General features: G+C 71.9%; 23 protein-coding genes. 7 read left to right on the plus strand and 16 right to left on the minus strand.

The genetic code is table 11. The features are described from left to right. Nucleotides 1–40 precede the first annotated feature (40 nt). Nucleotides 41–1,360 carry an ABC transporter ATP-binding protein gene (locus HMPREF2833_RS05940; RefSeq protein ID WP_070636962.1) on the plus strand — a complete coding sequence of 440 codons (1,320 nt, stop codon included), beginning with the start codon at nucleotides 41–43 and terminating at the stop codon, nucleotides 1,358–1,360. A 262-nt stretch (nucleotides 1,361–1,622) separates the two neighbouring features. On the opposite strand, the gene HMPREF2833_RS05945 is transcribed toward HMPREF2833_RS05940, so the two are convergent. Next, nucleotides 1,623–2,273, minus strand: a complete 651-nt coding sequence (locus HMPREF2833_RS05945) for a hypothetical protein (RefSeq protein WP_070636963.1) — start codon at nucleotides 2,271–2,273, stop codon at nucleotides 1,623–1,625. Nucleotides 2,274–2,533: 260 nt separating this feature from the next. Here HMPREF2833_RS05945 and HMPREF2833_RS05950 point away from each other — a divergent pair, with 260 nt between their 5' ends. Beyond that, nucleotides 2,534–3,514: a hypothetical protein gene (locus HMPREF2833_RS05950; protein ID WP_070636964.1), complete on the plus strand. Its 981-nt coding sequence runs from the start codon at nucleotides 2,534–2,536 to the stop codon at nucleotides 3,512–3,514. A gap of 15 nt (nucleotides 3,515–3,529) precedes the next feature. Here HMPREF2833_RS05950 and HMPREF2833_RS05955 read toward each other — a convergent pair whose 3' ends face one another. The 11 genes from HMPREF2833_RS05955 to malQ all read right to left on the minus strand — a co-directional run bounded on the left by HMPREF2833_RS05955 (nucleotide 3,530) and on the right by malQ (nucleotide 15,882). Beyond that, nucleotides 3,530–5,602 (minus strand): NHL domain-containing thioredoxin family protein, encoded by a 2,073-nt coding sequence (locus HMPREF2833_RS05955; protein WP_371441077.1) that lies wholly within the window; start codon nucleotides 5,600–5,602, stop codon nucleotides 3,530–3,532. A gap of 256 nt (nucleotides 5,603–5,858) precedes the next feature. Beyond that, the gene (locus tag HMPREF2833_RS05960; protein WP_070636966.1) at nucleotides 5,859–8,009 is read right to left on the minus strand and encodes a bifunctional copper resistance protein CopD/cytochrome c oxidase assembly protein; all 2,151 of its coding nucleotides are present in this window, start codon (nucleotides 8,007–8,009) and stop codon (nucleotides 5,859–5,861) included. A gap of 85 nt (nucleotides 8,010–8,094) precedes the next feature. Beyond that, the gene (locus HMPREF2833_RS05965; RefSeq protein WP_070636967.1) at nucleotides 8,095–9,360 is read right to left on the minus strand and encodes a Dyp-type peroxidase; all 1,266 of its coding nucleotides are present in this window, start codon (nucleotides 9,358–9,360) and stop codon (nucleotides 8,095–8,097) included. After that, nucleotides 9,350–10,132: a copper chaperone PCu(A)C gene (locus HMPREF2833_RS05970; protein WP_070636968.1), complete on the minus strand. Its 783-nt coding sequence runs from the start codon at nucleotides 10,130–10,132 to the stop codon at nucleotides 9,350–9,352. The genes HMPREF2833_RS05965 and HMPREF2833_RS05970 overlap by 11 nt, the downstream gene beginning before the upstream one ends. A 427-nt stretch (nucleotides 10,133–10,559) precedes the next feature. Continuing rightward, nucleotides 10,560–11,225: a copper resistance CopC family protein gene (locus HMPREF2833_RS05975; protein ID WP_070636969.1), complete on the minus strand. Its 666-nt coding sequence runs from the start codon at nucleotides 11,223–11,225 to the stop codon at nucleotides 10,560–10,562. Between the two features lie 114 nt (nucleotides 11,226–11,339). Further along, nucleotides 11,340–11,930 (minus strand): hypothetical protein, encoded by a 591-nt coding sequence (locus HMPREF2833_RS05980; protein ID WP_070636970.1) that lies wholly within the window; start codon nucleotides 11,928–11,930, stop codon nucleotides 11,340–11,342. Nucleotides 11,931–12,090: 160 nt separating this feature from the next. Beyond that, nucleotides 12,091–12,375 carry an HU family DNA-binding protein gene (locus HMPREF2833_RS05985; RefSeq protein ID WP_019309967.1) on the minus strand — a complete coding sequence of 95 codons (285 nt, stop codon included), beginning with the start codon at nucleotides 12,373–12,375 and terminating at the stop codon, nucleotides 12,091–12,093. Between the two features lie 73 nt (nucleotides 12,376–12,448). Next, on the minus strand, nucleotides 12,449–12,754 hold the full coding sequence (gene rpsN / locus HMPREF2833_RS05990; protein ID WP_012397436.1) for a 30S ribosomal protein S14: 306 nt from the start codon (nucleotides 12,752–12,754) through the stop codon (nucleotides 12,449–12,451). 4 nt (nucleotides 12,755–12,758) lie between these two features. Then, a complete protein-coding gene (rpmG, locus tag HMPREF2833_RS05995; protein ID WP_012397435.1) occupies nucleotides 12,759–12,926 on the minus strand; it encodes a 50S ribosomal protein L33 in 168 nt (55 codons plus the stop codon). A gap of 1 nt (nucleotide 12,927) precedes the next feature. Next, nucleotides 12,928–13,164 carry a 50S ribosomal protein L28 gene (gene rpmB, locus HMPREF2833_RS06000; RefSeq protein ID WP_012397434.1) on the minus strand — a complete coding sequence of 79 codons (237 nt, stop codon included), beginning with the start codon at nucleotides 13,162–13,164 and terminating at the stop codon, nucleotides 12,928–12,930. 486 nt (nucleotides 13,165–13,650) lie between these two features. Next, complete coding sequence (malQ, locus tag HMPREF2833_RS06005; RefSeq protein WP_047979230.1) at nucleotides 13,651–15,882, minus strand: 4-alpha-glucanotransferase; 2,232 nt, start codon at nucleotides 15,880–15,882, stop codon at nucleotides 13,651–13,653. Nucleotides 15,883–15,985: 103 nt separating this feature from the next. Here malQ and HMPREF2833_RS06010 point away from each other — a divergent pair, with 103 nt between their 5' ends. Next, nucleotides 15,986–16,687, plus strand: a complete 702-nt coding sequence (locus tag HMPREF2833_RS06010) for an HAD family hydrolase (protein ID WP_070636971.1) — start codon at nucleotides 15,986–15,988, stop codon at nucleotides 16,685–16,687. Nucleotides 16,688–16,738: 51 nt separating this feature from the next. Here HMPREF2833_RS06010 and HMPREF2833_RS06015 read toward each other — a convergent pair whose 3' ends face one another. Both HMPREF2833_RS06015 and HMPREF2833_RS06020 read right to left on the minus strand, forming a co-directional pair. Further along, entirely contained in the window at nucleotides 16,739–17,584 is an 846-nt protein-coding gene (locus HMPREF2833_RS06015) for an HpcH/HpaI aldolase/citrate lyase family protein (protein WP_019309964.1), read from the minus strand. A 363-nt stretch (nucleotides 17,585–17,947) separates the two neighbouring features. Then, nucleotides 17,948–19,024: a glutathione S-transferase family protein gene (locus HMPREF2833_RS06020; protein ID WP_070636972.1), complete on the minus strand. Its 1,077-nt coding sequence runs from the start codon at nucleotides 19,022–19,024 to the stop codon at nucleotides 17,948–17,950. A gap of 157 nt (nucleotides 19,025–19,181) precedes the next feature. Here HMPREF2833_RS06020 and HMPREF2833_RS06025 point away from each other — a divergent pair, with 157 nt between their 5' ends. Continuing rightward, nucleotides 19,182–20,000: a ZIP family metal transporter gene (locus HMPREF2833_RS06025; protein ID WP_070636973.1), complete on the plus strand. Its 819-nt coding sequence runs from the start codon at nucleotides 19,182–19,184 to the stop codon at nucleotides 19,998–20,000. Nucleotides 20,001–20,049: 49 nt separating this feature from the next. After that, on the plus strand, nucleotides 20,050–20,535 hold the full coding sequence (locus tag HMPREF2833_RS06030) for a MarR family winged helix-turn-helix transcriptional regulator (RefSeq protein WP_070636974.1): 486 nt from the start codon (nucleotides 20,050–20,052) through the stop codon (nucleotides 20,533–20,535). Nucleotides 20,536–21,050: 515 nt separating this feature from the next. Here HMPREF2833_RS06030 and HMPREF2833_RS06035 read toward each other — a convergent pair. After that, nucleotides 21,051–21,962 (minus strand): LysR family transcriptional regulator, encoded by a 912-nt coding sequence (locus HMPREF2833_RS06035; RefSeq protein ID WP_070636975.1) that lies wholly within the window; start codon nucleotides 21,960–21,962, stop codon nucleotides 21,051–21,053. Nucleotides 21,963–22,096: 134 nt separating this feature from the next. Then, nucleotides 22,097–23,806, minus strand: a complete 1,710-nt coding sequence (locus tag HMPREF2833_RS06040) for a long-chain-fatty-acid--CoA ligase (RefSeq protein WP_070636976.1) — start codon at nucleotides 23,804–23,806, stop codon at nucleotides 22,097–22,099. Nucleotides 23,807–23,933: 127 nt separating this feature from the next. On the opposite strand from HMPREF2833_RS06040, the gene HMPREF2833_RS06045 reads away from it, so the two are divergent. After that, on the plus strand, nucleotides 23,934–24,929 hold the full coding sequence (locus HMPREF2833_RS06045; protein ID WP_070636977.1) for a hypothetical protein: 996 nt from the start codon (nucleotides 23,934–23,936) through the stop codon (nucleotides 24,927–24,929). 60 nt (nucleotides 24,930–24,989) lie between these two features. Then, on the plus strand, nucleotides 24,990–25,706 hold the full coding sequence (locus tag HMPREF2833_RS06050; protein WP_029603191.1) for a LuxR C-terminal-related transcriptional regulator: 717 nt from the start codon (nucleotides 24,990–24,992) through the stop codon (nucleotides 25,704–25,706). Nucleotides 25,707–25,755 lie beyond the last annotated feature (49 nt).

Genomic DNA, 25,755 nt, shown 5'->3' on the forward strand with positions numbered 1-25,755 from the left:
GCCCCTCCACACGCTCAGACACAGTTAGGACTGACACAACATGGCAGCTATCACCATGGAGCACCTCGTCAAGAAGTACGACGACGGCTTCCCTGCGGTCAACGACATCTCCATCGACATCGCCGACGGCGAGTTCCTCATCCTCGTGGGCCCCTCGGGCTGCGGCAAGTCCACGCTGCTGCGCATGGTCGTGGGCCTCGAGGACATCACCAGCGGGGACCTGAAGATCAACGGGGAGCGCGTCAACGAGCGGCAGCCGCGCGAGCGCAACCTGTCGATGGTGTTCCAGAACTACGCCCTCTACCCGCACCTCTCCGTCTTCGAGAACATCGCGTTTCCGCTGCGCCTGGCCAAGGGCCAGTTCAGCAACGACGAGATCGACCGGAAGGTGCGCGAGGCCGCGGACACCCTGGACCTCACCGAGCACCTCGAGCGCAAGCCGGCGAACCTCTCGGGCGGTCAGCGCCAGCGTGTGGCCATGGGCCGCGCGATCGTGCGTGACGCGGACGCGTTCCTCTTCGACGAGCCGCTGTCCAACCTGGACGCCAAGCTCCGCGGTCAGATGCGCACGGAGATCGCGCAGCTGCAGCGCCGCATGGGCATCACGTCGATCTACGTGACCCACGACCAGACGGAGGCCATGACGCTGGGCGACCGCGTGGCCGTGCTCAAGCGTGGTCAGCTGCAGCAGATCGCCTCCCCGCGCGAGCTCTACGAACAGCCCGTCAACCTGTTCGTGGCCGGGTTCATCGGCGCGCCGTCCATGAACTTCATCCCGGCGCGCATCGAGGGTGGGACGTTCCGCACGCCCATCGGTGACATCGAGGTTCCGGAGCGTGTCCGGGCCAGGCTCTCCGGGGCTCCCGAGCTCGTGCTGCTGGGGCTGCGCCCGGAGCACTTCGAGGACGCCAAGTTCGTGGACGAGGCCAAGGTGGGCCACGGCACCATGTTCGATGCCGAGTTCACGCACACGGAGTGGCTGGGCAACCAGCAGTACGGCTACATCCACTACCAGCAGGACGACACGGTCCAGCACAAGCTCAACGAGCTGGCCCAGGAGCTGGACGCGGACGAGATGCCCGCACAGGTGGTCGTGTCCCTGGATGCGTCCTCCCGCATCCGCGGTGGCTCGAACTCCAAGATCTGGCTGGACAGCCGCCGCATGCACGTCTTCAACCCCGAGACGGGCGAGAACCTCACCCGCGACGCCGAGGCGGGAGCGGAGCTGACCCGTGAGGCCAACGAGGAGCGCGAGTCCGAGATCGCACGGGCCCGGCAGCGCGACGGGGCCGCCACGACCTCCGGCGCTCCCGCACGCGAGGGCCAGGGCGCGGACGGCGGCAGCAGCGCCGCACGCTGACCCCGACTGACCCGGCAACGCCCGGTCCGCACGAGAACGGCCGGTCCCCCGCGGGGACCGGCCGTTCTCGTGCGCGGATGTGGGGCATCACTCCGTCAACCGGCGCCACTCACGGCGTCGCGGTTCATGGCCGTCGTGGTCGCGGTCGCCGTGCGTGGCCGTGGTACTGGTGCGCGGTCGTGGTGCGTGGCCGTGGTGCTGGGGGCACACCAGGAGAACTCGCGGCAGCAGGGCACAGCTGGGGTGCGGCGTCGCCCCGGATTCACCCCGCGCCCGGGAAGAACGCCCACCAGACGAGCGCGACCACCACGGCCACGAGGGCCGCCGAGGAGAGCGCGTAGCGCACCCGGGGGAAGCGCACCCGCCAGGAGACGAGCCGGGGCCAGTGCTCGCTCACCTGCGCGGGCGTGGCCCGCTTGAAGTTCACGTGCTGGGCCCCGCTGAGCCGGGCGATCTTCTGCAGGGTCCTGGCGTCCCACACCGTGCCGTCCAGGGACAGGGCGCAGCGTCCCGCGGCGGTCACGAACCACAGGTGGGGCCGGCCACGGGTGCGCCCCTGCGCCGCGTGCGGCGGGAGCAGCGCCTCCACGGTGACCACCTGGGGAACCCGTTCCCGTTCCACGGCCCGGAATCCCACCCAGCGAGACGTCAGCACGTGGCTCTGCGTGAGGACCACGAGTGCCGGGCGGAGGTAGGCGTAGCAGGCCACGGCTCCCACGAGCGCCAGCAGCACCAGCAGCACCAGGGCGAGGCCGCCCGCGCGGCGGAACCAGATCATGGCCACCGCCAGACCCACGAGCGCCAGCGGTGGGCACGCGGCCAGCACCCGCCGCCCGTAGGATCCGATGCGCGGGTGGAACACGTGCTCGGGCTCCCCGTACCGGGGCGGCACCTGTCGGACGGTCTCTGCCATGTGCTGCCTCCGCGCTGGCGGTTCTGTGTGGGGCTCCGCCCTGGGGCGGATCTGCGGTGGGGCGCGACGCCACGGCGTCGCCCGGTCCAGCCTAGTTCCACCGGCGGGGCCCGGGACCCGTCTGCGCCGTGGGCACGGCCCCCGCCGCCCAAGAACCTGGGATCGGACCGGGACCCTGCCACAACCTGGGCCGGCCACGGGCCCGCCGTCCGGGGACACAGGTCTGCTCCCGGCCCGGTCATCCACTAACGTGAAGATCCATGGAACGCAGCGATCGCATCATCAGGGCCGTGGGGGCGTGGTTCTTCCTGATCGTGCTGTCGGTCGCGGCGGCGGCGGTCACCATCGCCCTGGTGAACAAGTACCAGTACGGTCCGGAGACGGATGTCCGCGAGTACTTCCAGGCCCTGCAGGACGGGGACGGCGGCAAGGCTCTGGGGCTGCTGAACGCCCAGGTGCCGGACTCGAACGCGGCGCTGCTGGACGGGGGCGCCCTCGCGGAGGCGGGCAGCCACCTGGACAAGGTGGAGGTGTCCACCGTGTCCTCCGACAAGGACCACGCGGTGGTGCGCGCGAGCTACCTGCTGGACGGGAAGCCGGCCTCCTCGGAGTTCACGCTGCACCCGGCGGAGACCCAGTGGGGGTTCTTCACGGTGTGGGACTTCGACCCGTCCACGCTGCCCACCATGACCGTGTCCATGCCCGGCTCCACCGCGGTGGACATCAACGGCGCCTCCGTGGCGCTGCCGGAATCCTCCCGGGACTTCGCGGTGTTCTACCCCGGGGTCTACACGGGGTCCTACAGCTCCCCCATGATCACGGCGGAGCCCCGCGAGGTGCCGGTCAGCGACGAGGACCAGCACACCACCATGGAGCTCACGGCCGTCCCGTCCGAGACGATGAAGCAGCAGGTGGACGAGCAGATCCACGCGCACCTGGACCGGTGCGCGGAGCAGGACAGCCTCTACCCCGAGGGGTGCCCGTTCTCCCACGACTTCCCGGGGCGGATCCAGGGTGAGGTCTCCTGGAGCATCAAGGACTACCCCCGGCCGGAGGTGCGCCTGGCCGGTCCGCACGCGGACCAGTGGTCGCTGCCGGACAGCAGGGGCACCGCCCACATCGAGTTCACCGCGGTGGACCTGTACGACGGCCGGACGTCCACGGTGTCCCAGGACGTGCCCTTCACTTTCTCCGCGGGCCTGAAGGTCACGGGGGACCAGGCCACCGTCACCCCGAAGTAGCGTCCCGCCGCGGGGTCAGTCGGTGCCGCGCAGCTCGAGGGTCAGCTCCGCGGGGGCCGCAGGATCCACGGTGAACGGGATCCCCCAGTCCTGCTGGTAGAGGTGGCACGCGGCGTGCTCGGGGATCTCCCCGTCCGGGGAGCCGTCGCACGCGGCCGCGCGGGCGGTCACGTGCAGGACCCCTTCGGTGACACCGTCCGCGAGACGCAGCGTGCGGGTCAGGCCCTGGGACGTCCCGCCACCCTCGGCGAGCGCGTCCTCCGGGGAGGAGGAGACCTTCAGCTGGGTGGGGTCCCCCCACCGGGTGTCGAGCTTCTGGCCCGCCGGCGCGGAGAAACGCACCGCGAGCGCCAGCTCACCGGGTGCCACCGGGGTCCGCTTGCGCTGCACCTGGGCGGCGCCCTCGTCCACGGTCTGCGCCTTCTTGGGCACGGGCACGCGCACGAGGCGGTGCGCGTTGGTCTCCACGACCACCAGCACGGGCTCCTCGTGGGAGGTGTCCAGCAGCACGTCCGAGGGCTCCGCGAGTCCGCGCGTGAGCGTGGAGACCTCGCCGGTGGCCGGGTCGTAGCGGCGCACGGCACCGTTGTAGGTGTCCGCCGCGGCCACGGAGCCGTCCGGGAGCACGGTCACGCCCAGGCAGTGCTGGAGGCGCGCCTCGGCGGCGGGGCCGTCCCGGAACCCGAAGTCGAAGAGCCCCAGCCCCACGGCGGACTCCACCGAGACCTCGGCAGCGGCGTCCACGGTGGCGGGTGCCCCGGAACTGGTCGGCGACGCCGCGGCGTCGGGACGCGCGGGGGCGTCCCCGTCAGATCCCGCAGAGTCCGGCCCGGCGGAGGACCCGGCCGGGTCGCCCACGGCCGTGGGTGCGTGGGGAGCCGCGGCTGCCTCAGGACCGGTGGGCGACGCCGCGGCGTCGCCAGCCGCGCACCGCACCCGTCGCAGGGCGGAGGACTCCGAGTCCGCGACCCACAGGTCCCCGTGGGCGTCCTGGGCCAGCCCGGAGGGCTGCGCGAACCAGGACTCCCGGGCGGCGCCGTCCCGCAGGCCCTCGTCCCCGGTGCCGGCCAGCACGGCGAGCGCACCGGTGCGGGGGTCGAAGGAGAAGAGCTGGTGGGTCCCGGCCATCGCGACCACCAGGGTGTCGGCGGCGTCGGACCACACGAGGTCCCACGGGGAGGACAGTGCCACCTCGGTGGGATCGGTGGCGGTGATGACGTTCGGGTCCGTGCCGCGGGCGCGGGCGTCGTCGAGCAGCCGCTGTACGCCGCTGCCCGCCAGGGTGCGCACGGAGCCGGAGCCCAGGTCCACACCGCGCAGCCGGTGGTTCACGGTGTCCGCGACCACGAGGTCGTAGCCCACCTCGGCGCGGACGTGCGCCGGGAGTGTGGCGATGCCCTGGGGCTCGTTGAAGCGGGCGAGCTCCCGCGGGCCGTCCACCCAGCCGCGCGTGCCGTCGCCGATCGCGCGGCGCACCGTGCTCAGGTCCGACTCGAGCTGCACCAGGCGGTGGTGGCCCGTGTCGCTCACCATGAACGAGCCGTCCGGCAGCCCGACCACCTTGCCCGGGAAGCGCAGCTCGCCCTCGGGGCGCGGGCGCGGCACGTAGGGCCCGTCCCCTCGGTGCAGCGTGCCCTTGGCCTCGTGCTCGGCCACGAGCTCCGCGACCAGGGACTCGAGCCCCGACACGTGGCCCTCGCCGGAGAGGTGCGCCACGATGTACCCCTCCGGGTCCACGACCACCAGGGTGGGCCACGCGCGGGCGGTGTACGCGTCCCACGTGCTCAGCTCGGGGTCGTCCAGGACGGGGTGGGTGATCTCGTAGCGGTCCACCGCGGCGGCCAGGGCGTCCGGGTCCGCCTCGTGCTCGAACTTGGGAGAGTGCACCCCCACGGTCACCACCACGTCCGAGTGCTTCTCCTCGAGCGGGCGCAGCTCGTCCAGCACGTGCAGGCAGTTGATGCAGCAGAAGGACCAGAAGTCCAGGATCACGATCTTCCCGCGCAGCGCCTGCAGGTCCAGTTCCCGGCCCCCGGTGTTGAGCCAGGCGCGGCCTGTCAGCTCGGAGGCGCGAACGGGGGTCTTCATGCGTGCAGCGGTCACGGGGGTCCTTCCACGGGGGTCAGGGGGTCTCTCAGGATCCAACGCTATCCGCGCGCCCACACTTCCCGTGCATCGCATGACGCCCCGCACACCGGCCCACCGCTCCGAACCCCCGCGCTGCGCTCTGCGCCCGGCGCGGCCCGTGCCTGCGGCGGGGGACGACGCCGGCCGCCCACCCCGAGGACGCCCGTCCCCTCCGCGGCCCGGTGGCCGTGCGGCGTCGTCGGGCCCCCGCCCCGGCTCAGCGGCGGGGCTGGTCCCGTTCGGCGAGCTCGGCCATCATGTCGTTGTACGCCCGCAGCTCGGCGTCGTCCGTGCGGTCCGCCTGGCGGTCCACGCGACGGTTCTCCTTGCTGCCCTCCATGGCCCACAGCACGGCCATGATGACGGCCAGCAGGAACGTGGGGAACTCGCCGATCCCCCACATCAGCATGCCGCCCAGCTGCTGGTCCTCCAGCGCGCTGGGACCCCACGGGCGGCCCATGTTGCCGAACCAGGAGGCCTGCAGCACCGTGGTCAGGCTCATGATGCTGATGCCGATGAACGCGTGCGCGGCCATGGTGGCCAGCAGCAGCACCAGGCGCATGGGGTACGTGGGGCGGCGCGGGATGGGGTCGATGCCGATCAGCACCAGGGCGAACATGTACCCCGTGAACAGGAAGTGCACCATCATGAACTCGTGGCCCACGTGGTAGCGCAGCGTGAAGCTGAACAGGTCCGTGAAGTAGAACAGCACGATTGAGAACGCGAAGTTGGCGGCCGCGAAGATCGGGTGGGTCACGATCTTCCCCCACGTGGAGTGCACGAGCCGGAGGATCCACTCGCGGGGTCCGCGGGTGCCGTCCCGGCGCGGCTCGAGCGCCTTGAGCACCACCGTGACGGGCGCGCCGGAGACCAGGAACAGCGGCACGATCATGGTCAGCGTCATGTGCTCCACCATGTGGGCGGAGAACAGCACGCGGGCGTAGATGGACACGCCGCCGCACGTGGCGTAGAGCAGTGCCGCGAGGCCCACGAACCAGGACGCGGTGCGCAGCGGGGACCACGTGTCACCGCGGCGCCACACCTTCACGGCCGCCCACAGGTAGACCACCGCGAAGAACGCCACCACGGCCACCCAGAACCAGTCCCAGCGCCACAGCGTGAACCAGTTGCCCAGGGTGGGCTCCGGGGGAAGCTCGTACCACGTGAGGATGCGAGCGGGTGACGCGTCCGGCTCCAGCTCCTCCGGAACGGGAGGGGCCGTGCGGCTCAGGGCGGTCGCGATGCCCATGAGCAGACCCATGAGCACCACCTCCACCACGATCACGCGCCACAGGGAGGCCGTGCGGGACCGGGAGCCGTCCGCCACACCGGGGATCAGCCACTGCCGGTGCGCGAACCCGGCCGCGGCCAGCAACACGGTCAGGCCCAGCTTGCTCAGCGCGATCACCCCGTATGACGACGTCAGCTGATCCCAGGAGCCGATCCGCACCGCGGCGTTGACAATCCCCGAGAGCAGCACGAGCACGTAGCAGCCCAGCGCCACGGCGGAGTACCGGCGCAGAACCACCGCGAGCAGCGGCTCGCGGCGGGTGCTGTCACCGCGGCGGCTCACCACGCTGGTCTCCCGGGAGAGCAGCGGGCCCACCCAGATCAGCACGATGAGCCCGCCCACCCACAGGCACACGCCCAGCAGGTGCAGACCGAGGGAGTTGACCGCACCCATGTGGTCCGCGCCCCCGGCCGCGTGGCCGGTGAGCGCCAGGGCCACGAGGGCCACGAAGGACAGCGCGAGGGTGCAGAGCAGCCCCAGCAGCGAGCGCACCCCGAACACCAGGGTGGTGACCACCGCGGCAACCATCACGATCACGGCCTGGGACTGGCCCGTGGCCAGCCCGGTGATGTAGTGCAGCAGCTCCTGGGTGTAGCTCTCACCGCGCCCGAAGCCCGAGCCGGAGACGTCCGCGTACGTGAACACGAGCACCGCCACAGCGGACACCGTCCACACCACGGAGGCGGCCTCCACGAGCCGCAGCACCTCCCGGTAGACCGGGTGCTCCGGCTCCCCCGCCTGGTCCCTGCTGTTGCGCGGGGGCCGCTTGCGCGAGGTGTCCGCGAAGCGCGGCACCACGCCGATGGCGAGCAGCAGCCCGCCCATGACCACCGACATCGCGATGTTGTGCACGGTCTCCACCACGGGCAGGCCCCACCGCACGAGCGCCCCGGGGTCCGCGACCTGCCGGGGTGCGGCCGCGCCGCCGAACACCAGCGCGGCCGACATCCCGATCATCGCGGCCACCAGGACCACCGAGATGGTCCACGGGCTCACGCTGACACCCCGGTTCTGCGGGGGTGCCGGCGTGCTCTTCCGGGCCGGGGCCGCGCCCCGGCTCCGTGCGGTGGTGCTCATCCTGGTGCTCCTCAGGCCTTCCGGCCGATCGCTGCGGTGCTTCCGGGGCGTGGTGCTCCCGGGCTCGTGCTCGGTGCTGTGCGGCTCACGTGAACAGCGCGTCCCCGATGAACCCGCCCGGCTGGCAGCCCGGCGGGATCGCGAACACCGCGGACCCGATGGGAACGGTCCACGTGTTCAGCATGTCCAGCTCGTCCAGCCGCTTCTGGATGGGCACGAACTGCCGGTCGGGGTCCGACTGGTAGGACGCGAAGATCAGTCCCGTGCTGGACACCCCGCCGGACACGTCGCCGGAGCGGCTCTGTCCCGAGGCGTCACTCACCGCCAGATCATAGTTGTAGACCCTGCGGAAGATCTTCTCGTCCGGGTTCTCGCTGCGGGAGCGGCGCACGTGGCTGTAGGAGGAGATGACCGGGAACCCCAGGGGCCCCTTGGCCTCGAAGTCCGGTTCGTCGTGCTCCTGGCTGCCCGTGAGGGGCGCGCCGTCCGAGAGCCTGCGGCCCACCGCGTCCTCCCGGGCGGGCATGTCCGCCTCGTCCCACGTGTCCAGGTTCATGTGGATGCGCCGGATCACCACGGAGGTGCCGTCCTGGATCCAGGGCGTGAAGCCGCCCTGGCCGTAGACCACCTTCTCGTGGTCGCTCTCCCCGGGGTAGGGGTTCACGGTGCCGTCCACCTGGCCGAACAGGTTGCGCATGGTCTGGCCGTCCGGGGTGGCCCCCACCGTGTTGCGGAAGCCGTCCTGGACCCACCGCACGCTCGCGAAGGAGCGCGAGTCCTTGAGCAGCACCCGCTGGGCGTGGGCCAGGGTGAGCTTGTCGTCGCAGCACAGCTGCAGCAGCAGATCGCCCTGGTTCCACCGGGACTGCAGCTTGTCCACACCGAACGCGGGCAGCGGCCGCAGCCACCGCGGGGCGCGCGCGGGGTCGATCAGCTTCACCGTCCGGGGGCCGAAGCCCACGGTCACGGTGAGCCGCGAGGGGTTCTCCGCGAGCCAGGGCTCCTGGTCGTTGAGGGGCGCCTGCCCCTGGGTGAGCGCGGCGGCGTCGTCCGTGAGCACCCGCAGCATGCGCCGCAGGGAGTCGCGCGTGGCCCCCTCGTCGAGGTCCAGGGCCACGAAGGCGCAGAACGCCTGGGGCAGCGTGGCCACCCCCGCCTGGCGCGCCCCGTGGAACGGTTCGGTCTTCACTCCGGGGCGGGGTTTGTCCTGTACTGCGGAGAACCGGGGGTCCCCGGCGCCCAGGGCCGCTGCGGAGACCGCGCCGAGACCCGTGGCGCCGGCGCCGGCGACCGCTCCCGTGAGGAGCGACCGCCGGCTCCACCCCGAGGAGGGGCTGCGATCAGTGGGCATGGCATTCCGGAAGGGCAGAGGAGGACGGCGACGCCGCGCCGGTGTGGCCCGCGTGGTCCTCCGTGGCGGGCGAGGACGTCGTGCCCTCGCCGTGGGAGGCGTGGCCCTCGTCCGAGCCGTGCTCGTGGGAGCCGTTCTCGTGGGCGCTGTGGTCGTCCGAGGAGCCGCTCGCGTCCTCGCCGGGCGCGTAGTTCTCCTTGGCCCCCGAGTAGTCCCGGACCGGCACGGTCACGTCCTGGGTGCCGCCGTCGGTCTCGAGCTGCAGGGGGAGATCGCTGCCGGCCTGCAGCGAACAGGTGAGGCCCATGAGCATGATGTGGTTCGCACCGGGTTCCAGCTTCACGCTCTGCCCCGGGGCGATCGTGAAGCCGCCGTCCTTCTTCTTCATCTGCGTGGACCCGCTCGAGGCGTCCATCGCGGTCTCGTGGAGCTCCACGTCCTCCGCGATCCCGTGCGCGGAGGCACCCTTGAGCGTGACCTCCTGGTCCGAGGTGTTCGTGACGGTGCCGAACACCGCCGTCATCCCGGACGGGGCGGCCTTGGCCCAGCCGTCGCTGAGCTCGAGGGGGCCCGCGGCCGTGCTCCGGCTCGCCGTGCTCTGCCCGGAGTCCGACGCCGCCTGGTCACCGCCCTGCGCGGAGCATCCCGTCAGGGCCGCCAGCCCCAGGCCGAGCGCCGCCGCGGCGGCGAGGGCCCGGTGGACGGGACGACCGGACTGCCCCGGTGTGAGGGCCGTGGCGGCGGTGTGGTTGTTCGTGGTGTGGTCGTTCATGGTGTGTGTCCTTCGCGTGAATCTGTGGACCGGCTGTGCACGGGGTCTGCGGGGCGCCCCGGGGCGGCGCCACCGGACGTCGTACGGGGCGCGGAGTCGAGTCCCGCCGAGCACGCCGTGCGGTGGGCACCGCCGGCTGCGCCCCATGGGCCGTGGGCGGACCGTCGGGGAGCATCCCCGGCTCCCGCCGCACGCTCTGCGCCTGCCGCCCGGTGGACCCTGCGCCTCGTCAGTGGTCGCGGTGCGAGCACCGGATCCGAGGCGGTCGCCACGGCTGCCACCGCGGCAGGGGCGCCTGCGGTCTCCGTGGCTGACACCGGCGGCCGGTGCGGCCCGTGGCTGCGTCCCGGGGCTTTCGCGCCCGTTTCGCATGCCGGTCTGAGTATGAACAAGTGGACCCGGTGTGGACCGGGAGGGTGAACCGGGCTCAGCGCTGCTTGGGGCGCGTGGCAAACACCAGGATCACGAGGAGCAGGACCAGGGCCACAACCCCGCCGATCACGGGGAGGACCCAGCTGGGGATCCCCGTTCCGGTCACGGTCTCCTCGCCGGACTCCGCGGCGGAGTCCGGCGATCCCGAGGCCACGGGCGCGGGGGACGCGGTGGTCCCGGCGCCCTCACCCACCGTGTAGGTGTACGTGCCCTCGATGGGGTGCCCGTCCTGCGAGACCACTCGCCACGTGACGGTGTAGGTCTCGTCCGTGTCCCCGCCCTCGCGCAGCGGCTGGGACACCTTGGTGTTCTGCACCGCGAGCGTGCCGCGGGTGACGTCCGTGCCCCGGGAGTCGGTGACCCTGATCTCGCCGCCGATGTCCTGGATCTCTCCGGAGAACGTCAGCTCGAGCGTGGTGGGTGCCTTCTCCAGCGTGGCCCCGGCCTCGGGGCTGCTGCGCAGCAGCTCGTCGTGCGCCGCAGCGGGAGCGGCCGGCGCCAGCACGAGGGCCAGCGCGAGCAGCGCGGTGCACAGCGCCGGCAGGACCGCGCGAAGCCCCCCGCCGGTGGCCGTGGACCACGCGGGCGACGCCGCGGCGTCGGCTCCGTGCTCCGAGCCTCCCGACGTTCGGGTGGGCATGGACATGGGGTGGTGTGTCATGGGGGTGCTCTCCTGCGCCGGTGGGCGCGTTCGTGCCGCGAGGTGCGGCGAAGCGGATGCGATGAACGCTGACGGCGGCACCGGATCCGCGGGGTGCAGCACCCCGGGCGATGCCTAGGCGATCACCGGAGGCCCCCGGTAGCCGCACACGGAGGGCAGCAGCAGCTGGTCGCTCAGCGACCGCGGCGAGGTCCAGGAGACGCGGCGCGGCACCGTGGCCACGGGGCGCAGCACGGGTGCGAGAATGCGCTGGATGCGCAGGGACAGCGAGCCCAGCAGCCGGAAGCCCGCCACTTCACCGTGACGGAGCAGGAGGTAGGTGGCCAGCGCCGCGACCACGTGGGCGGCGAGCATGCTGCCGCCGTGGTGCGCCACGGGGGCCACGGAGATCACCACGGCGGGACCGTCGGCCACCGCGGCCACGTGGTGGTGGGTGTGGTCCACGGCCGTCACGGCGCCGGCGGACTGGGCGAAGAGCGTGTGCAGCAGCGCCTGTGACAGCACCACGCTCAGGGCCACGCACCAGCGGGAGAGCGTGCGCCCGGCCAGGAGCATGCACAGCGGTGCGGCCAGACACGTGGACAGCGCCACGATCATCAGGGAGGGCCAGGTGCCGTCCACCGCCGCGTGCGAACCCGCGGCGAGCGTGGTGGCCACGACGGCGGCCACCCAGCCCCGGGCAAGACGGCGGGCACGACGGGACACCGAACACCTCCGGGGCAGACACAGTGGATGGAACTCCCATTATGCGCCACCGGGGGCCTGAGTTCGACCACCCGGGGACACGCAGAGGGACCGCTCACGCGCAGTGCGTGAGCGGTCCCTCGAACGGTTGCGGGTAGCTGCGACCCGCTTCCGCGCTACCTCACTTGGAGGAGACAGCAGCCTTGAGCTTGGAGCCCGCGGTGAGCTTCACACCGTGGCCGGCCGGGATCTGGATGGCCTCTCCGGTCTGCGGGTTGCGGCCCTGGCGAGCGGCACGGTCGGTGCGCTCCACGGCCATCCACCCGGGGATGGTGATCTTCTCGCCCTTGGAGACGGAGCTCTCGAAGACCTCGAAGAGGGCATCCAGCACGCCGTTGACGGCGGCCTGGGTGTTGCCGGACTTCTCGGCAACCTCGGCGACGAGTTCGCTGCGGTTCATAGCCATGTGCTTGTCCTCCTGGACTTGGTGGGCGTTCTCTGGGGAAGGCGCGACCGGGGGTCGGCTTCCGGTGCAGAAATTACCAGCTGGACTTGTAGATGCCGGGCAACTCGCCGCGGTGAGCCATGTCGCGGAAGCGCACGCGGGAGATCCCGAAGCGCTGGAACGTGCCACGGGGGCGTCCGTCGATCTGGTCGCGGTTGCGCACGCGGATCGGGGAGGCGTCACGGGGGAGCTTCTGCAGACCCAGACGGGCCTCCTCGCGGGCCTCGGGGGACGCGTTCTCGTCCACGAGGGTCTTCTTCAGCTCAGCGCGCTTGGCCGCATAGCGCTCGACGATGACCTTGCGCTGCTCGTTCTTGGCGATCTTGGACTTCTTGGCCATGGATTCAGCGCTCCTCGCGGAAATCGACGTGCTTGCGGACCACCGGGTCGTACTTCTTCATGACGAGGCGGTCGGGGTTGTTGCGGCGGTTCTTGCGGGTGACGTAGGTGAACCCGGTACCGGCCGTGGACTTCAGCTTGATGATGGGACGTACGTCCTTGTCCTTGGCCATCTCAGATCTTCTCCCCACGTGCGATGAGCTCGTTGACCACGGCATCGATGCCGCGGGCGTCGATGACCTTGATGCCCTTGGCGCTCAGGTTGAGCGTGACGTTGCGACGCAACGAGGGCACCCAGTAGCGCTTCTTCTGGATGTTCGGGTTCCACCGGCGCTTGGTGCGGCGGTGCGAGTGCGAGATGCTGTGGCCAAAGCCCGGCTGGGCCCCGGTCACCTGGCAGTGCGCTGCCATAGTGTTCTCCTCCAATGTCCAATGTCGACGAAATGACGGCACGCATGGTGGCCGCCGAGCGGTGCTCCGCCGGCAGCCGTGGCCACGAGTGATCCGCCACCTCAAGAAAATGCCACCGTTCGCGCGCCGGGCGTGATGGGTCTCTGCCCCGCGGCAGTACCGGTCAGGGCACTCGCTACGACGAAGACGGTGAAGATCAAGGCGCCGGTAGATGGACTCCACCACACGACAGCCTTAGATTCTAGGCTTCTGCGGGCTCTCTCGCAAACGCGGAACGCAGAACGGTGCGATTGAGCGCCCCTCGATCGTAGCCGGTGCCCCGCCCTCGGCCAATTCGACGGCAAAAATGCACCCGGGGCGGCGGACCGTCCATGACCCGGCCCACCGCCCCGCGTGTTTCCTGCGATCCCATCCCCTCACCCAGGAGATTAGGTAAGACCAGTGTTACCTAATTGCCCGTCGGAGGCAACCCTGCGGCGCACCGGCTCAGGAGGCGCCCCTGAACGGGTCCGCCTGGTCCCGGCGCTCGGGCTGCACGGGGGCCTTGACGTCCGCGGTGCGCCGGTGGGTGCCGAGTGCTGCGTTGACCACGTCCACGAGGGAGTTGACCCGGTCCAGCTGCGGCAGGGAGCCCAGCATCACCGGCCGTCCCTCGGCGTCCGCGAGGGGCACCCGCCAGTTGGGGTACTCGTCGCTCGTGCCGGGCTGGTTCTGGATCCGCTTCTCCCCCACGGCATCCACGAGGGAGACGTTGAGCAGCAGCGAGGGCGCATCGCACAGGTAGCGGTACAGCGCCTCGATCCTGCGCCGGTCCTCCGCTTCCTTCCCCTCGGGGAGGTAGCCCGCGTCCGCGACGGCGGCGAAAAACGTGTCCAGCTGCTTGCGGGCCTCCTCCCGCTCCTCCTCCGGGGACCGTGCGAGCAGCCCGAGGTCCTCCCGCAGCTGCAGCTGGACCCCCTCCAGGTAGCCCGGCGTGGGTGGCAGGTCATGGGTGTTGACCGAGGCCATGCACAGCTCGCGGTAGCGGGACGGGTCCAGCGGCACGTCCCCGTCCATCTCGAACCACAGGATGGACGTGCCCAGCACGCCCTTGCTCCCGAGGTACTCCCGCACGCTGTCCTCCACGGTGCCGAGGTCCTCGCCCACGACCACCACGCCGGCGAGCTCGGCCTCCAGAGCCAGCACCCCCACCATGGCCTCGTGGTCGTAGTAGACGTATGTGCCGTCGGAGGCATTGTTGCCCTCGGGAATCCACCACAGCCGGAACAGGCCCGCCACGTGGTCGATCCGCACGCCTCCCGCGTGCCGGAAGATGGTGCGCATCATCTGCCGCCAGGGACGGTAGCCGAGCTCCGCGAGCTTCTCCGGATCCCACGGGGGCTGGCTCCAGTCCTGACCCAGCTGGTTGTACATGTCCGCGGGGGCACCCACACTCACCCCGGGCGCCATGGCGTCCTGAAGGGCCCACGCGTCCGCACCGTGCTTGTGCACGCCCACCGCGAGGTCGTGCACCACACCGATGTCCATCCCCGCCCGGTGGGCCGCACGCTGGGCGGCCTCGAGCTGCTCGTCCAGCAGCCACTGCATCCACACGTGGAAGTTGATGCGGTGACGCAGCCGAGTGCGAGCTTCCTGCGCGTAGGGGGACTCGGGGGAGCGCGCCTCGTCCCGCCACAGCGGGGAGTCCTCCCCCAGCTCCTCGCGCAGGGCGCACCACAGGGCGAAGTCCTGCAGCGGCTGCCCGGCCTGAGCCACGAACGCCTCGAGCTGCTGCTGGCGGTACGGCGAGCGCCGCACGGTGTAGAGCAGTTCCAGGGCCTTGAGCTTGGCCGCGTACGCGGCGTCGCGGTCGATCGTGGAGGGGTCCAGCACGGCCTTGCGCTGGATGGCGGCCAGACGGTCCACCACCTCGCGGTCCGCGGGGCGCAGGTACGGGAACTCGGCCACGTCCGCCACCCGCAGGTAGAGGGGGTTGAAGAACCGTCGGCTCGAGGGCAGGTACGGGGAAGGCTCCACGGGCGGCTCCGGCTCCGCGGCGTGCAGCGGGTTGATGAGCACGTAGTCCGCGCCCTGCACACCGCTGATGGCCGCGAGGGAGGCCAGGTCCGAGAGGTCCCCCACGCCCCACGAGCGTGAGGACATCACCGAGTAGAGCTGCGCCATGTACCCCCAGCGGCGGCGCCCGCGCAGCCGGTCGGTGGTGCTCAACCGGCGCGGTGTCACCGCCACGTCCACGGCACTCTGCTCGCCCGAGTCCGTCACGGCCTCCAGGCGGTACCAGCCGAGGGGCAGCTCCCGGGGCAGCTCGTACTGCGTCCGCCGCCGCGTGAGGCCGTCCACCTCGCGTGTCTCGGCCTCCACCCCGGGAGCGGGGTGCAGCTCCCGGACCTGCTCCGGCTCGCCCTCGGGCCACACCCGCACGCGCACCGGATCGCCCTGGGCCGTGGTCACGGCCACGCGCGCGCCCTGCTCCTCCTCCGCGATCACCACGGGGGGCAGCAGTCGGCGCCACGGTGCCAGCTCGCGCTCGCGCAGGGTGCGCGCGGCGGCGTCGTCGTCCGTGACGTCCGCGCCCAGCGCGGTGAGCACGCTGCGCAGCGTCTGCTCCGGAACGGTGACGGTGTCCCCCTCGAACCCCCGGTACTCGGTGGCCACACCGTACTCGGCGGCCAGTCGCTGCACCGTGCTCACCCCTGATTTGCCTGCGTCGTCAGCCATGCTCCCACTCTAGTCAGCCGACTGAGCCCACCCGCCCGGTCGACGACGCCGCCCCGCCTCCCCCGCGGCCGGCGGCACCCCGGGGGCGTGGTTGACTGGGGTCATGCAACCGACCCTGCCCGGCCCCGACCCGTCATGGCGTCCGCGCGCCGTCGTCTTCGACTGCGACGGTGTGCTCATGGACACCGAGCGTGCCTGGGCGCGCGTGCAGCACCGGGTGGCCGAGCAGGTGGGCGTGACGATCGACGAGCGCACCGAGGCCGGCCTCATGGGCCTGTCCGCGCGTGACATCGCCACCTTCATCGCCGCGCGCGCCCGGGAGGCCGCCGGCGCGTCCGCTCCCGGCGAGGACGAGATCCACGACCGGCTCGTGGGCACCGAGGCGGACGTCGTCGGGGCGTCGATGGACCCGCTGCCCGGAGCGGTGGAGACGGTGCGCGCCGCGGCACGCCACGTCCCGGTGGCGGTGGCCAGCAACTCCACGCGCGCGATCCTGGACCGCAAGATGCACGCGGTGGGGCTCGCGGACGTCCTGCAGACCTGGGTCAGCGCCGAGGACGTCCCGCGCGGCAAGCCCGCACCGGACATCTACGAGGAGGCGGTGTGCCGCCTGGGAGTCGACGCCGCGGACAGCCTGGCCGTGGAGGACTCCCCCGCCGGGGCCACGGCGGCCCGGACCGCGGGCCTGTGGGTTCTGGGGGCACCGCTCGGGCACAGCGAGCCGATGGCCACGCACTTCCTGGTGGGGTCCCTCGGGGACCCCACACTGCAGCCGATGCTGCGCGCCTGGGGCCTGGCCGACTGAGCACCGCGGGACCCTCGGGGTGCCACCCCGGCTCCGGGCCCCGCGCGGTGCTCAGCTGTTCCAGAGGCCGTAGGTCTCCGCGAGCTCCGACACCTTCTTGGCGCGTGCCAGGCGGGGGAGGTAGGAACCGTCCGCTCCCCCGTGTCCCGAGTTCGCCTGCTCGATCATCTCCCGCGCCCACCGGATCTCCTGGTCGCTCGGCGCCAGCGCGTGGTTGATCGCGTCGGTCTGGGCCGGGTCCAAGCACAGCTTGCCGGTCATGCCCATGGACTGGGTGACCTTGCACGCTGCCTCGAGCTCGTCCCCGGACACACCGTTGCTCGGCCCGTCGATGGGCCCCGGCAGCTCCCCCACGCGGGACGCCGTGACCAGGGTGGAGCGCGCGAACGCGAGGGCCATGGGATCCCCCGAGGCGCCGGTGTCCTTGCGGAAGTCCCCCACGCCGAAGGCCAGACGGAACACCCCGGGAGCCCGGGCGATGTCGTAGGCGTTCATGAGACCCACGGCGGACTCGATGAGCGCGACCACGGGGGTGCCCGCGCGGCTCATCATGGCGGTCTTGGTGATGTGGTCCGGGTGCTCCGTCTTGGCCAGCACGATGCCCCGCAGGTTGGGGACCTCGGTCAGCGCCGCCAGGTCCTTCTCCCAGTGCGGGGTGGTGATGTCGTTGATGCGCACCCACGCGGACACGCCGTCCTGCATGGCGGCGACCATCTCCCCGCGAGCGCGGTCCTTGTCCTCCTCCGGGACGGCGTCCTCGATGTCCAGGACCACGGAGTCCGCCTCCGAGGCCATGGCGGGGGCGAACAGAGAGGTGTCCGCCGCTGAGGTGAGCAGCCACGTGCGGGAGAGCCGTGCGGGAAGTGCTGCTGCGCGCTGGTTGCGGTACGGGGCCATGGATCTCCTCGATCGGGTGCGTGAACGGTGGACGCCGGTGGCGGCGCCGGGGTGGTTGGTGCTCTGCGCGGCCGGGGACCGCCCGGCCCGGGCGGGGACACAGCGCGCACAAGCCGCCTCAGGGGTGGTGGTGTGCGGAAGTGCCGCGGGGATCAGGCGCGGAGCACCCGCTCAACCCTAGTGGCCCCGCGCGGGGCCGGTCCCGAGGGGTGGGCACAAAAGGCCCCGCCCGGGATTTGTGCGGTTCCCACCACCGCACGCCGCGCCGGATCAGCCCAGCAACAGCTCAACGCCCTGCCCGCTCAACCCACCGTCCGCTCAGCCCCCGCCCGCTCAGCCAGGACCGGCTCAGCCCAGCGCTGCTCAGGAGGCCAGAGGGGTGTGCTCCGGGGCCACCCGCTCCTCGGCGCGCACCGGGCCGGGGGCCGTGGCGCCGGGCGCGAACGGCGAGCCGCCGAGCGCCTCCCGGCCGTGCGGCGTCGTCCAGGGGGAGAGATCGGGGCCGAGCGGCACGATGCCCGAGGGGTTGATGTCCCGGTGCACCACGAAGTAGTGCTCCTTGATCTGCTGGAAGTCCACCGTGTCCCCGAAGCCGGGGGTCTGGAAGAGGTCCCGGGCGTAGCCCCACAGGTTGGGCATTTCGGTGAGCTTGTTGCGGGAGGCCTTGAAGTGGCCCACGTAGACGGGGTCGAAGCGCACCAGGGTGGTGAACAGCCGCACGTCCGCCTCGGTGATGTGCTCCCCCATGAGGTAACGCCGCGTGCCCAGCCGGTCCTCCACCCAGTCGAGGGCGGTCCACAGCCGCTCGTACGCGGCGTCGTAGGCCTGCTGGGAACCGGCGAAGCCGCAGCGGTACACGCCGTTGTTGATCTCGGTGTAGACGCGCTTCATCACCCGTCGCATCTCGGGAACCAGCTCGGCGGGCCACAGGTCCGGGGCACCCTCGCGGTGGAACGCGGTCCACTGGGTGGCGAAGTCCTCGGTGATCTGTGGGAAGTCGTTGGTGACCACCTGCCCCGTGGGGACGTCCACGATCGCGGGCACCGTGATGCCGCGCGGGTAGTCCGGGAACCGCGCGAGGTAGTTCTGCTGCAGCCGCTGCGTGCCGAGCACCGGATCCCGGCCGTCGGGGTCCAGGTCGAAGCGCCAGGACCGGGCGTCGTGCGTGGGTCCGGGCATCCCCACGGAGATCGCGTCCTCCAGGCCCAGCAGCCGGCGCACGATCAGCGTGCGGTTGGCCCACGGGCACGCCCGCGCCGCGACCAGCCGGTACCGCCCTGCCTCGACCGGCCACGCGCGAGCGCCGGGGGCGAGCTCGGCGCTGTCCGGCTCCGTCACGATCCGGTCCTCGATGTACGTGGTGTCCCGCGTGTACTCCTCCCCCGCGTGGACGTAGAGCCCCGCGGTGGAGTGGGTGGTGCTCGTGGTGGGATCCGTCATGGCGTCCTCTTCCGGTGGTGTGACTTGATGATACGTCACGCTTTTTCCGCCCCCTGGCCCGCGACGGTCCCGGGCCGAGCGGACTACAGTGGCGGTGTCCAGCCCGTTCGCGGCACGGTCCGCACGGCACCGCCGACCACACCTTCGGATCGCCACCATGAACCCCGATCAGCGCCCCCGGGACGAGCACGACTCGCCGGATCCTCGCGCCGTGGACCCGCACGCCCAGAACCCTCGTGCCCGCAACTCCGCCGACCGCCCGCAGTACGGCATCCGCGTTGATCCCGCACAGACACCGCCTCAGAGCCCGGGCGGGGCGCCCACCAGCGGGACCGCCGCAGCTCACGGCCCCGCGCACGGTGCGCGGGCGGCGTCGCCCACCGGGTCCGCGCACGACGCCGCCCCGGCCGGCTCCGAGGCCCGCACCACCGCGACCCGCGCCGCCCGGAGGATGGGCCGAGGGCTCTCCTTCACCGTGATCATGCTGGGGCTGCTCGCAGGACTGGCCCTCGTGGCCATGGACCTGTGGTTCGGCTGGGTGCTGGGCGCGATCCTCGTGGTGCTCGGCGTCCTGGGGTACGCGCTCGTGCAGACGCGCGCCCTGCCCGTCTTCCAGGATCCCGGCGAGCCCGAGCGCCGCTCGTGGTCCAAGCTCTGGCTGATCCCCGCCGTCCTGCTCGTCCCCGGCTTCGCGTGCCTGGGGATGGCGTTCGTGGTGCCCTCGTGGCTCGGCCCGTCCGTCCCCGCCGACCTGCTGGACGACTACGTCCTCGCGTTCATCGTGGGAGGGATGACCATGGTCGTGGGCGCCGGGCTGGGTTTCGGGCTCGTGGCGACCGCCCGCTTCACCCGCCCCGACGACGACGACTCGCCCCTGCGCCCCACGGACTACGCCGACCGGCTGCGTGAGCGCGAGCGCGGCACCGGCGGCACCCACTACGATTCGGACTGGATCAAACGCGACCCCCGCGCCTGAGACACCCCCCCTCCCGGCACGGGGTGCCTCCCCGAGGAAGCAGCAGAGCATGGACAGCACATCGAGCAACCGCACCCCACCCTGGCTGAACGCCCGGGAGCAGGAGGTGTGGCGGGCCTTCCTGGAACTGTCCCGCAGCATGGAGCGCGCCGTGGACCGGCAGCTGCAGCGCGACAGCGAGCTGTCCGGCTCCGAGTACGAGGTCCTGGTCCCGCTCTCGGAGTCGGCCACCGGCGAGCTGCCCTCCCGCGAGCTGCTGCGCATGCTCGGCTGGGAGCGCTCGCGGCTGTCCCACATGCTCTCCCGCATGGAGCGCCGCGACATGATCCGACGCTCACCCAGCCCCACCGATGCCCGCGGCCTGGTGGTGGGGATTACCGAGCACGGGCGCAGCTCCATCACCCGCGCGGCCCCCGCCCACATCGCCATGGTCCGGGCCGCCTTCGTGGACCAGCTGACCGAGGACGAGAGCACGGCCCTGCTGAGCATCGCCCACAAGGTGGTTCCCCGTCTGGGGGATCTGAAACTGGCCTGAGGCGCCGCACCGGGCGGGAGGACTCCGCGCCTCACCCGGTGCGGTCCGTTCGGGAAGGAGCCGGAAAGGCCCGTTAACAGGGGACGGGTCCTGCCACTTGGGGGATCGGCAGGACCCGTCGGACATCCCGAATCTGGGGGAGATCGGGACGCCGACCAGCCGGGGGATCATCCGGGTGCGCATTTGGGGGGGATGCACCCGGGCCACTTCGGCCGACATCACCACTTTATGCGGCAAGTCCATCCAGACGCAAGTAAACCCGCAAAACAGCGCTGCAACCGGCCTCTGACCTGCACCGTTGCGGAACGTCGCTCGCACCGTCGAGCCACGGAGCAACGACCGCCTCGTCCTTCTCCCCCGTTCCCTGTCCCCCGGGTGAGCCACAGGGTCCGGGTGCTCCGAGGCGCCCCGCCGGGAGCGGAGACGGCCCGGATGAGCCCATCCGGCCCGCGGACACGCTGCGGTGGCCCGCGCAGCTGCCGCCCGGCGGGAGTCAACCGCGCGGCCCGGACCCGTCAGCGCGCCGCAGGGCTCGTGCCCGTGGCTCCCGCGGAGTCAACCCACCCCAGTGCAACATCCAGGAAAGCCCGCAGCCGGGCGGAGCGGTCCTCGTCACGCCAGGCGAGCGCGAGGTCGATCTGCGGGGACCCCTCGAGCTCCGCGTACACGACCTCCCGCAGCTGCAGGGCCCGCACGGACGCGGGAACCAGCGCCACCCCGCCTCCCGCCGCCACGAGTGACAGCATGCTCGCCGTGTCCTGCGCCACCTGCCCGATGCGCAGGGGGAGCCCCGCGGCGAGGAACAGCTCCTGGGCGGCCCGGTGCAGCGGTGACCCGGGCGGGTGCGCAACCACCGGAAGACCCTCCAGGGCGCCCACGCCAACCGACGGCCGCGCGGTCAGCGGTGCGTCGACGGGCAGGGCCACCACGAGGGGCTCACGCCCCACGACGCGGTGGCGGATGCCCGGCGAGGCCACGGGCGGGTGCAGCAGTGCCGCGTCCAGGCTCCCGTCCCGCAGCCCGGACTCCAGCGCCGGTGACGGCAGCTCACCCCGCAGGCTCAGGGTGACGCCGGGCAGCCCCGCCCGGACCGCGCGCGCCAGCTCCGGGACGACGTAGTACGCCGCGGCCCCGGCGAACCCCAGCCGGAGCACACCCGTCGAGGCGTCGCCCTCCCGCCGGACATCGGCCTCGAGCAGCTCGAGGTCGTGGAGGACCCGCCTCCCCCGGTCCAGCAGCTCCTGACCCGCGGGGGTGAGGTCCACCCTGCGCGTGGTGCGGTCCAGGAGTCTGGCACCCAGGTTCTCCTCCAGCTGACGGATCAGCAGGGACAGCGCCGGCTGCGCCATGTGCAGCCGCTCGGCGGCCCGGCCGAAGTGACGTTCCTCGGCCACCGCGACGAAGCAGGTCAGCTGCCGGATCTCCATGTCGGGCCACCTCCTCGGGTCCGGAGCCACGGCCTCCCGGCGGGCCGCCGAGAACGTGCTCCAGCCAGCCCACCCGGGCCGTTCCCCGGATGCGTCACCCCGCTGCCGCCCGTGGCACCGGGTGCGCGGTGCGGTCAGGAGTCCAGGAGCTTCTTCTCCAGGATCTCCTCCTTGACGGCCCGTCGCAGGGTCTTGCCGAGCATCGTGCGGGGAAGATCGTCCATGGCGATGATCCGGCGGGGGACCTTGTACCGGGTGACCTTGTCGTAGCAGTGCTGGCGCAGGGCAGCCTCGTCGAGGCTCACCCCGGGTTCCAGCACCACGGCGGCCACCACGGTCTCGTTGCCGTCGTCGTTGGGGATCCCCACCACGGCGGCGTCGGCCACGCTGTCGTGCAGCTTCAGGGCGGTCTCCACCTCGGTGGGGGCCACGTTGAACCCGCCGGTGATGATGACCTCCTTGATGCGGTCCACCACCCGCAGGAAGCCGTCCTGGTCCACGGTGACGATGTCCCCGGAGCGCAGCCAGCCGTCCTCGGTGAAGAGCTTGGCGGTCTCCTCCGGGCGCTTCCAGTAGCCCTGGGTGGTCTGCGGGCCCTTGACCAGCAGCTCGCCCTCGCCATCCAGCGGAACGTCCTCACCCGTCTCCGGGTCCACCATGCGGATGTCGGTGCCGGGGAACGGGATGCCGATCGACCCCGCCCGGCGGTGGTCGTTGAGGGGGTTGCACGCCACCAGGGGTGAGCACTCGGTCAGCCCGTACCCCTCGATCAGCATGCCGCCCGTGGCCTGCTCCCATGTGGCCACCAGGGGCACGGGCAGGCTCATGGCACCGGAAACCGCCACACGGATGCCCGAGATGTCCTTGCCCTGCTCCCGCGCGGCGTCGAGCACCTTCTGGTACACCGGGGGAACCGCCGGCAGCACGGTGGGCATGGACTTCTTCATGGCCTTCAGGATCAGATCCGCACGCACCGTGGGGAACAGCACCAGCTTGGCCCCGAGTGACATGGCGAACGTGAGACCCAGTGTGAGCCCGAAGGCGTGGAACAGGGGAAGCACGCCGTAGACGACCTCGTCCGAGGAGCTGTCCAGCCAGTGCTGCCCCATCAGCGCGTTGGACTCCAGGTTCCGGTGGCTCAGCATCGCGCCCTTGGGCTGGCCCGTGGTGCCGGAGGTGTACTGCAGCAGGGCGATGTCCGTGGCACTCGGGCGGGGGTGGTCCGAGCGCAGGGGCGCGGAGTCCAGGAGGGACTTCCAGGCGATCGTGCCCGGAGCGGCGGCCGTGAGCTGGCGCCGCTGCTCCGCGAGCTTCTTGAGGGGCAGCCGCAGGCCCAGGCGCATGGCCGCGGGCATGGCGGCGGTGATGTCCACGGACACCACGTGCTCCACGGCCAGGTCCTTGGGCATGCTGGTGATCCGCGACGCCACCTTGTCCCACGCGATCACCACGCGGGCACCGTGGTCCTCGAACTGGTGGCGCAGCTCGGGGGTCGTGTAGAGGGGGTTGTGCTCCACCACGATCGCACCGAGCCGCAGCACGGCGTAGAACGCCACGATGTGCTGGGGGCAGTTGGGCAGCACGATCGCCACCCGGTCCCCGGCCTGCACGCCCAGCACCCGCAGCCCCTCGGCCACGCTCTGCACCTGCTCCCCGAGCTGCGCGTAGGTGGTTCCCGCGCCGAAGAACTCGACCGCGGTCTTGGCCCCGTGCCGCGCCACGGACTTCTCGAGCATGTGCACCAGGGAGGTCTCGGGCAGGTCCAGGTCCCGAGGGACCCCGGGGTCGTAGCTCGCCGTCCAGGGTCGGGTCGCCAGGAAGTCACGGGAATTCACGTCAGCCATGACAGCGAGATTACCCGCCCTGCGGCAGGCGCCCCGGCAGGCGGGGCACCGCTCCTGCCGGGCGCCCCGCCCTCGATAGACTTCGGGGGACCCGCCACAGGACTCCCCGCCGAATCGAGGCCCCCGCATGTCCCCCTCCTCCGCCCGCGACCCCTTCGACGACGGCAACGCGCCCTGGACGGGCGGACACGGCTCGGCGCGGCCCGACTCCGCCTCCCAGGACACCCGGCCCCTTCCCCGTCCCGACCACCGGTCCGGTCCCGACGGCCAGCCCGGGTCCGCCGCTGCGCAGGAGGCCCGCACCGCGGCCGTTCCCGCCTCCACGGCGGACGACGCCGCACGGACCCGCCCCCTGCCCAGCGCCCCTCCCACGGGCCGCACCGGCGTGGCCTCCGGGCGTCTGCACCCCCGGGACCAGCACTCCGGCCCGGCCAACCCGGTGGGCGACGACCACCTCACCCACCCCCAGGAGAGGATCTCCGCCGAGGCGTCGTGGGACACGATGCGACCCGCGGTCCGCCCCGGAGGCGCCTCCGCGGCCCCGCGTCTCACGGCGGAGGCCCTGCGCGCCCGGCAGCGTCAGCGTTTCGGGGGTCTGCAGATCGTCCCCGGGCTCATGGGGCTGCTCACGGCGGCGGCGCTGGGTGCGCTGCTGACGGCCCTCGCCATCCTCGCGGGCCCCGCCGTGGGCCTCGACACCGGGCTCAGCGCGGGAGACGCCCTGGCGCGGGCCTGGAACGAGCCGGGGTCCGCGCAGCTGTGGGGCGGCGTCGTCGTCCTGGGTGCGGTCGAGCTGCTGTCGATGCTGGCGGGCGGCTACGTGGCCGGGCGCATGGCCCGGTTCTCGGGAGCCGCGCAGGGGGTGTGCGTGTGGCTGTGGTCGGTCGTCGCCCGGGCCGCGGCCTCCGCCGCCGTGCTGCTGTGGGCGGGACAGGCCGCCGTGGAGGACGGTTCCCGCTGGGTGGCCCAGGAGATGATCGGGGCGAATCCAACCGTGGGTCTTGTGGCGATCGGCGGGCTGCTGGTGCTGGGTCTCGTGGGCGCGGTCCTCGGCGGACTGTGGGGAATGTACTACCACCGCAAAGTGGACGCGTGGAGCATTTCGCATGCAATAAGCCAGTAGACTTCCGTACTGTCGGGGGCCTGGGCTGGGCCTCCACAGGGGAGTACGGAGGAAACATCCATGCCTTCAACACTCGTCGCGATCGTCGACGACCATGAAGTGGTTCGGGAAGGTGTCCGACTGGTGTCCATGACATCGCTGGCGGACGTCAAGCTGGTGGGGTCCTCGGACTCCGTGACCACGCTGCTGGACCAGTTGGGCCGGGACCCGGAGAATCCCGCCCTCACGGCGCAGGGGGCCAAGCGCATCGAGTGCGACGTCGTCCTGCTGGACCTGTCCCTGGCGGACAAGTCCCGCCCCGCGAGCAACGTGGAGCGGCTGCGCAGCGCGGGCATGAAGGTGCTGATCTTCAGCATCGCCGAGAACGCGGCACTGATCAGGGAGGCTCTGCGCGCCGGCGCACTGGGCCTGGTGCGCAAGTCCGACCCGCTGGAGCACGCCATCGAGGAGGCGCGCGCCATCGCGGACGGCAAGCCGGTGATCACCAAGGAGCTGGCCGCGGCGATCGACGGGGACGTGGAGTTCTCGCGCGCCGCCCTGTCCCCTCGCGAGCGCGAGACCCTGCGGCTGTACGCCTCCGGGTTCGCGCAGGTCCAGGTGGCGCGGCGCATGGGCATCAAGCAGTCCGCGGTGAAGACGAACATCGACAGGATCCGGGAGAAGTACGCCCGCATCGGACGCCCCGCGCCCACCAAGATCGATCTGCGCATCCGCGCCATCGAGGACGGTCTGGTGGATCCGGAGGACGACGTCACCACGGCTGAGAAGAAGCTGTGACGAGCACCCCGGGCACCCCGTGACCCTGCGCGGCAGGAGCTCGGGGAGC

Source organism: Kocuria sp. HMSC066H03 (assembly GCF_001812045.1).
Classification (GTDB): domain Bacteria; phylum Actinomycetota; class Actinomycetes; order Actinomycetales; family Micrococcaceae; genus Kocuria; species Kocuria rhizophila.

Bases quoted from the DNA above. Each gene is read 5' to 3' on its own strand.
- HMPREF2833_RS06045 (WP_070636977.1), top strand. From the start codon at position 23,934: ATGTCCCCCTCCTCCGCCCGCGACCCCTTCGACGACGGCAACGCGCCC.
- HMPREF2833_RS06050 (WP_029603191.1), top strand. From the start codon at position 24,990: ATGCCTTCAACACTCGTCGCGATCGTCGACGACCATGAAGTGGTTCGG.
- rpmB (WP_012397434.1), bottom strand. From the start codon at position 13,164: ATGGCAGCGCACTGCCAGGTGACCGGGGCCCAGCCGGGCTTTGGCCAC.
- rpmG (WP_012397435.1), bottom strand. From the start codon at position 12,926: ATGGCCAAGGACAAGGACGTACGTCCCATCATCAAGCTGAAGTCCACG.
- HMPREF2833_RS05945 (WP_070636963.1), bottom strand. From the start codon at position 2,273: ATGGCAGAGACCGTCCGACAGGTGCCGCCCCGGTACGGGGAGCCCGAG.
- HMPREF2833_RS06040 (WP_070636976.1), bottom strand. From the start codon at position 23,806: ATGGCTGACGTGAATTCCCGTGACTTCCTGGCGACCCGACCCTGGACG.
- HMPREF2833_RS05940 (WP_070636962.1), top strand. From the start codon at position 41: ATGGCAGCTATCACCATGGAGCACCTCGTCAAGAAGTACGACGACGGC.
- HMPREF2833_RS05970 (WP_070636968.1), bottom strand. From the start codon at position 10,132: ATGAACGACCACACCACGAACAACCACACCGCCGCCACGGCCCTCACA.
- HMPREF2833_RS06025 (WP_070636973.1), top strand. From the start codon at position 19,182: ATGAACCCCGATCAGCGCCCCCGGGACGAGCACGACTCGCCGGATCCT.
- HMPREF2833_RS06035 (WP_070636975.1), bottom strand. From the start codon at position 21,962: ATGGAGATCCGGCAGCTGACCTGCTTCGTCGCGGTGGCCGAGGAACGT.
- HMPREF2833_RS06030 (WP_070636974.1), top strand. From the start codon at position 20,050: ATGGACAGCACATCGAGCAACCGCACCCCACCCTGGCTGAACGCCCGG.
- HMPREF2833_RS06020 (WP_070636972.1), bottom strand. From the start codon at position 19,024: ATGACGGATCCCACCACGAGCACCACCCACTCCACCGCGGGGCTCTAC.
- HMPREF2833_RS06010 (WP_070636971.1), top strand. From the start codon at position 15,986: ATGCAACCGACCCTGCCCGGCCCCGACCCGTCATGGCGTCCGCGCGCC.
- HMPREF2833_RS05965 (WP_070636967.1), bottom strand. From the start codon at position 9,360: ATGCCCACTGATCGCAGCCCCTCCTCGGGGTGGAGCCGGCGGTCGCTC.
- HMPREF2833_RS05985 (WP_019309967.1), bottom strand. From the start codon at position 12,375: ATGGCTATGAACCGCAGCGAACTCGTCGCCGAGGTTGCCGAGAAGTCC.
- HMPREF2833_RS05955 (WP_371441077.1), bottom strand. From the start codon at position 5,602: ATGAAGACCCCCGTTCGCGCCTCCGAGCTGACAGGCCGCGCCTGGCTC.
- HMPREF2833_RS05975 (WP_070636969.1), bottom strand. From the start codon at position 11,225: ATGACACACCACCCCATGTCCATGCCCACCCGAACGTCGGGAGGCTCG.
- malQ (WP_047979230.1), bottom strand. From the start codon at position 15,882: ATGGCTGACGACGCAGGCAAATCAGGGGTGAGCACGGTGCAGCGACTG.
- HMPREF2833_RS05950 (WP_070636964.1), top strand. From the start codon at position 2,534: ATGGAACGCAGCGATCGCATCATCAGGGCCGTGGGGGCGTGGTTCTTC.
- HMPREF2833_RS05960 (WP_070636966.1), bottom strand. From the start codon at position 8,009: ATGAGCACCACCGCACGGAGCCGGGGCGCGGCCCCGGCCCGGAAGAGC.
- HMPREF2833_RS06015 (WP_019309964.1), bottom strand. From the start codon at position 17,584: ATGGCCCCGTACCGCAACCAGCGCGCAGCAGCACTTCCCGCACGGCTC.
- rpsN (WP_012397436.1), bottom strand. From the start codon at position 12,754: ATGGCCAAGAAGTCCAAGATCGCCAAGAACGAGCAGCGCAAGGTCATC.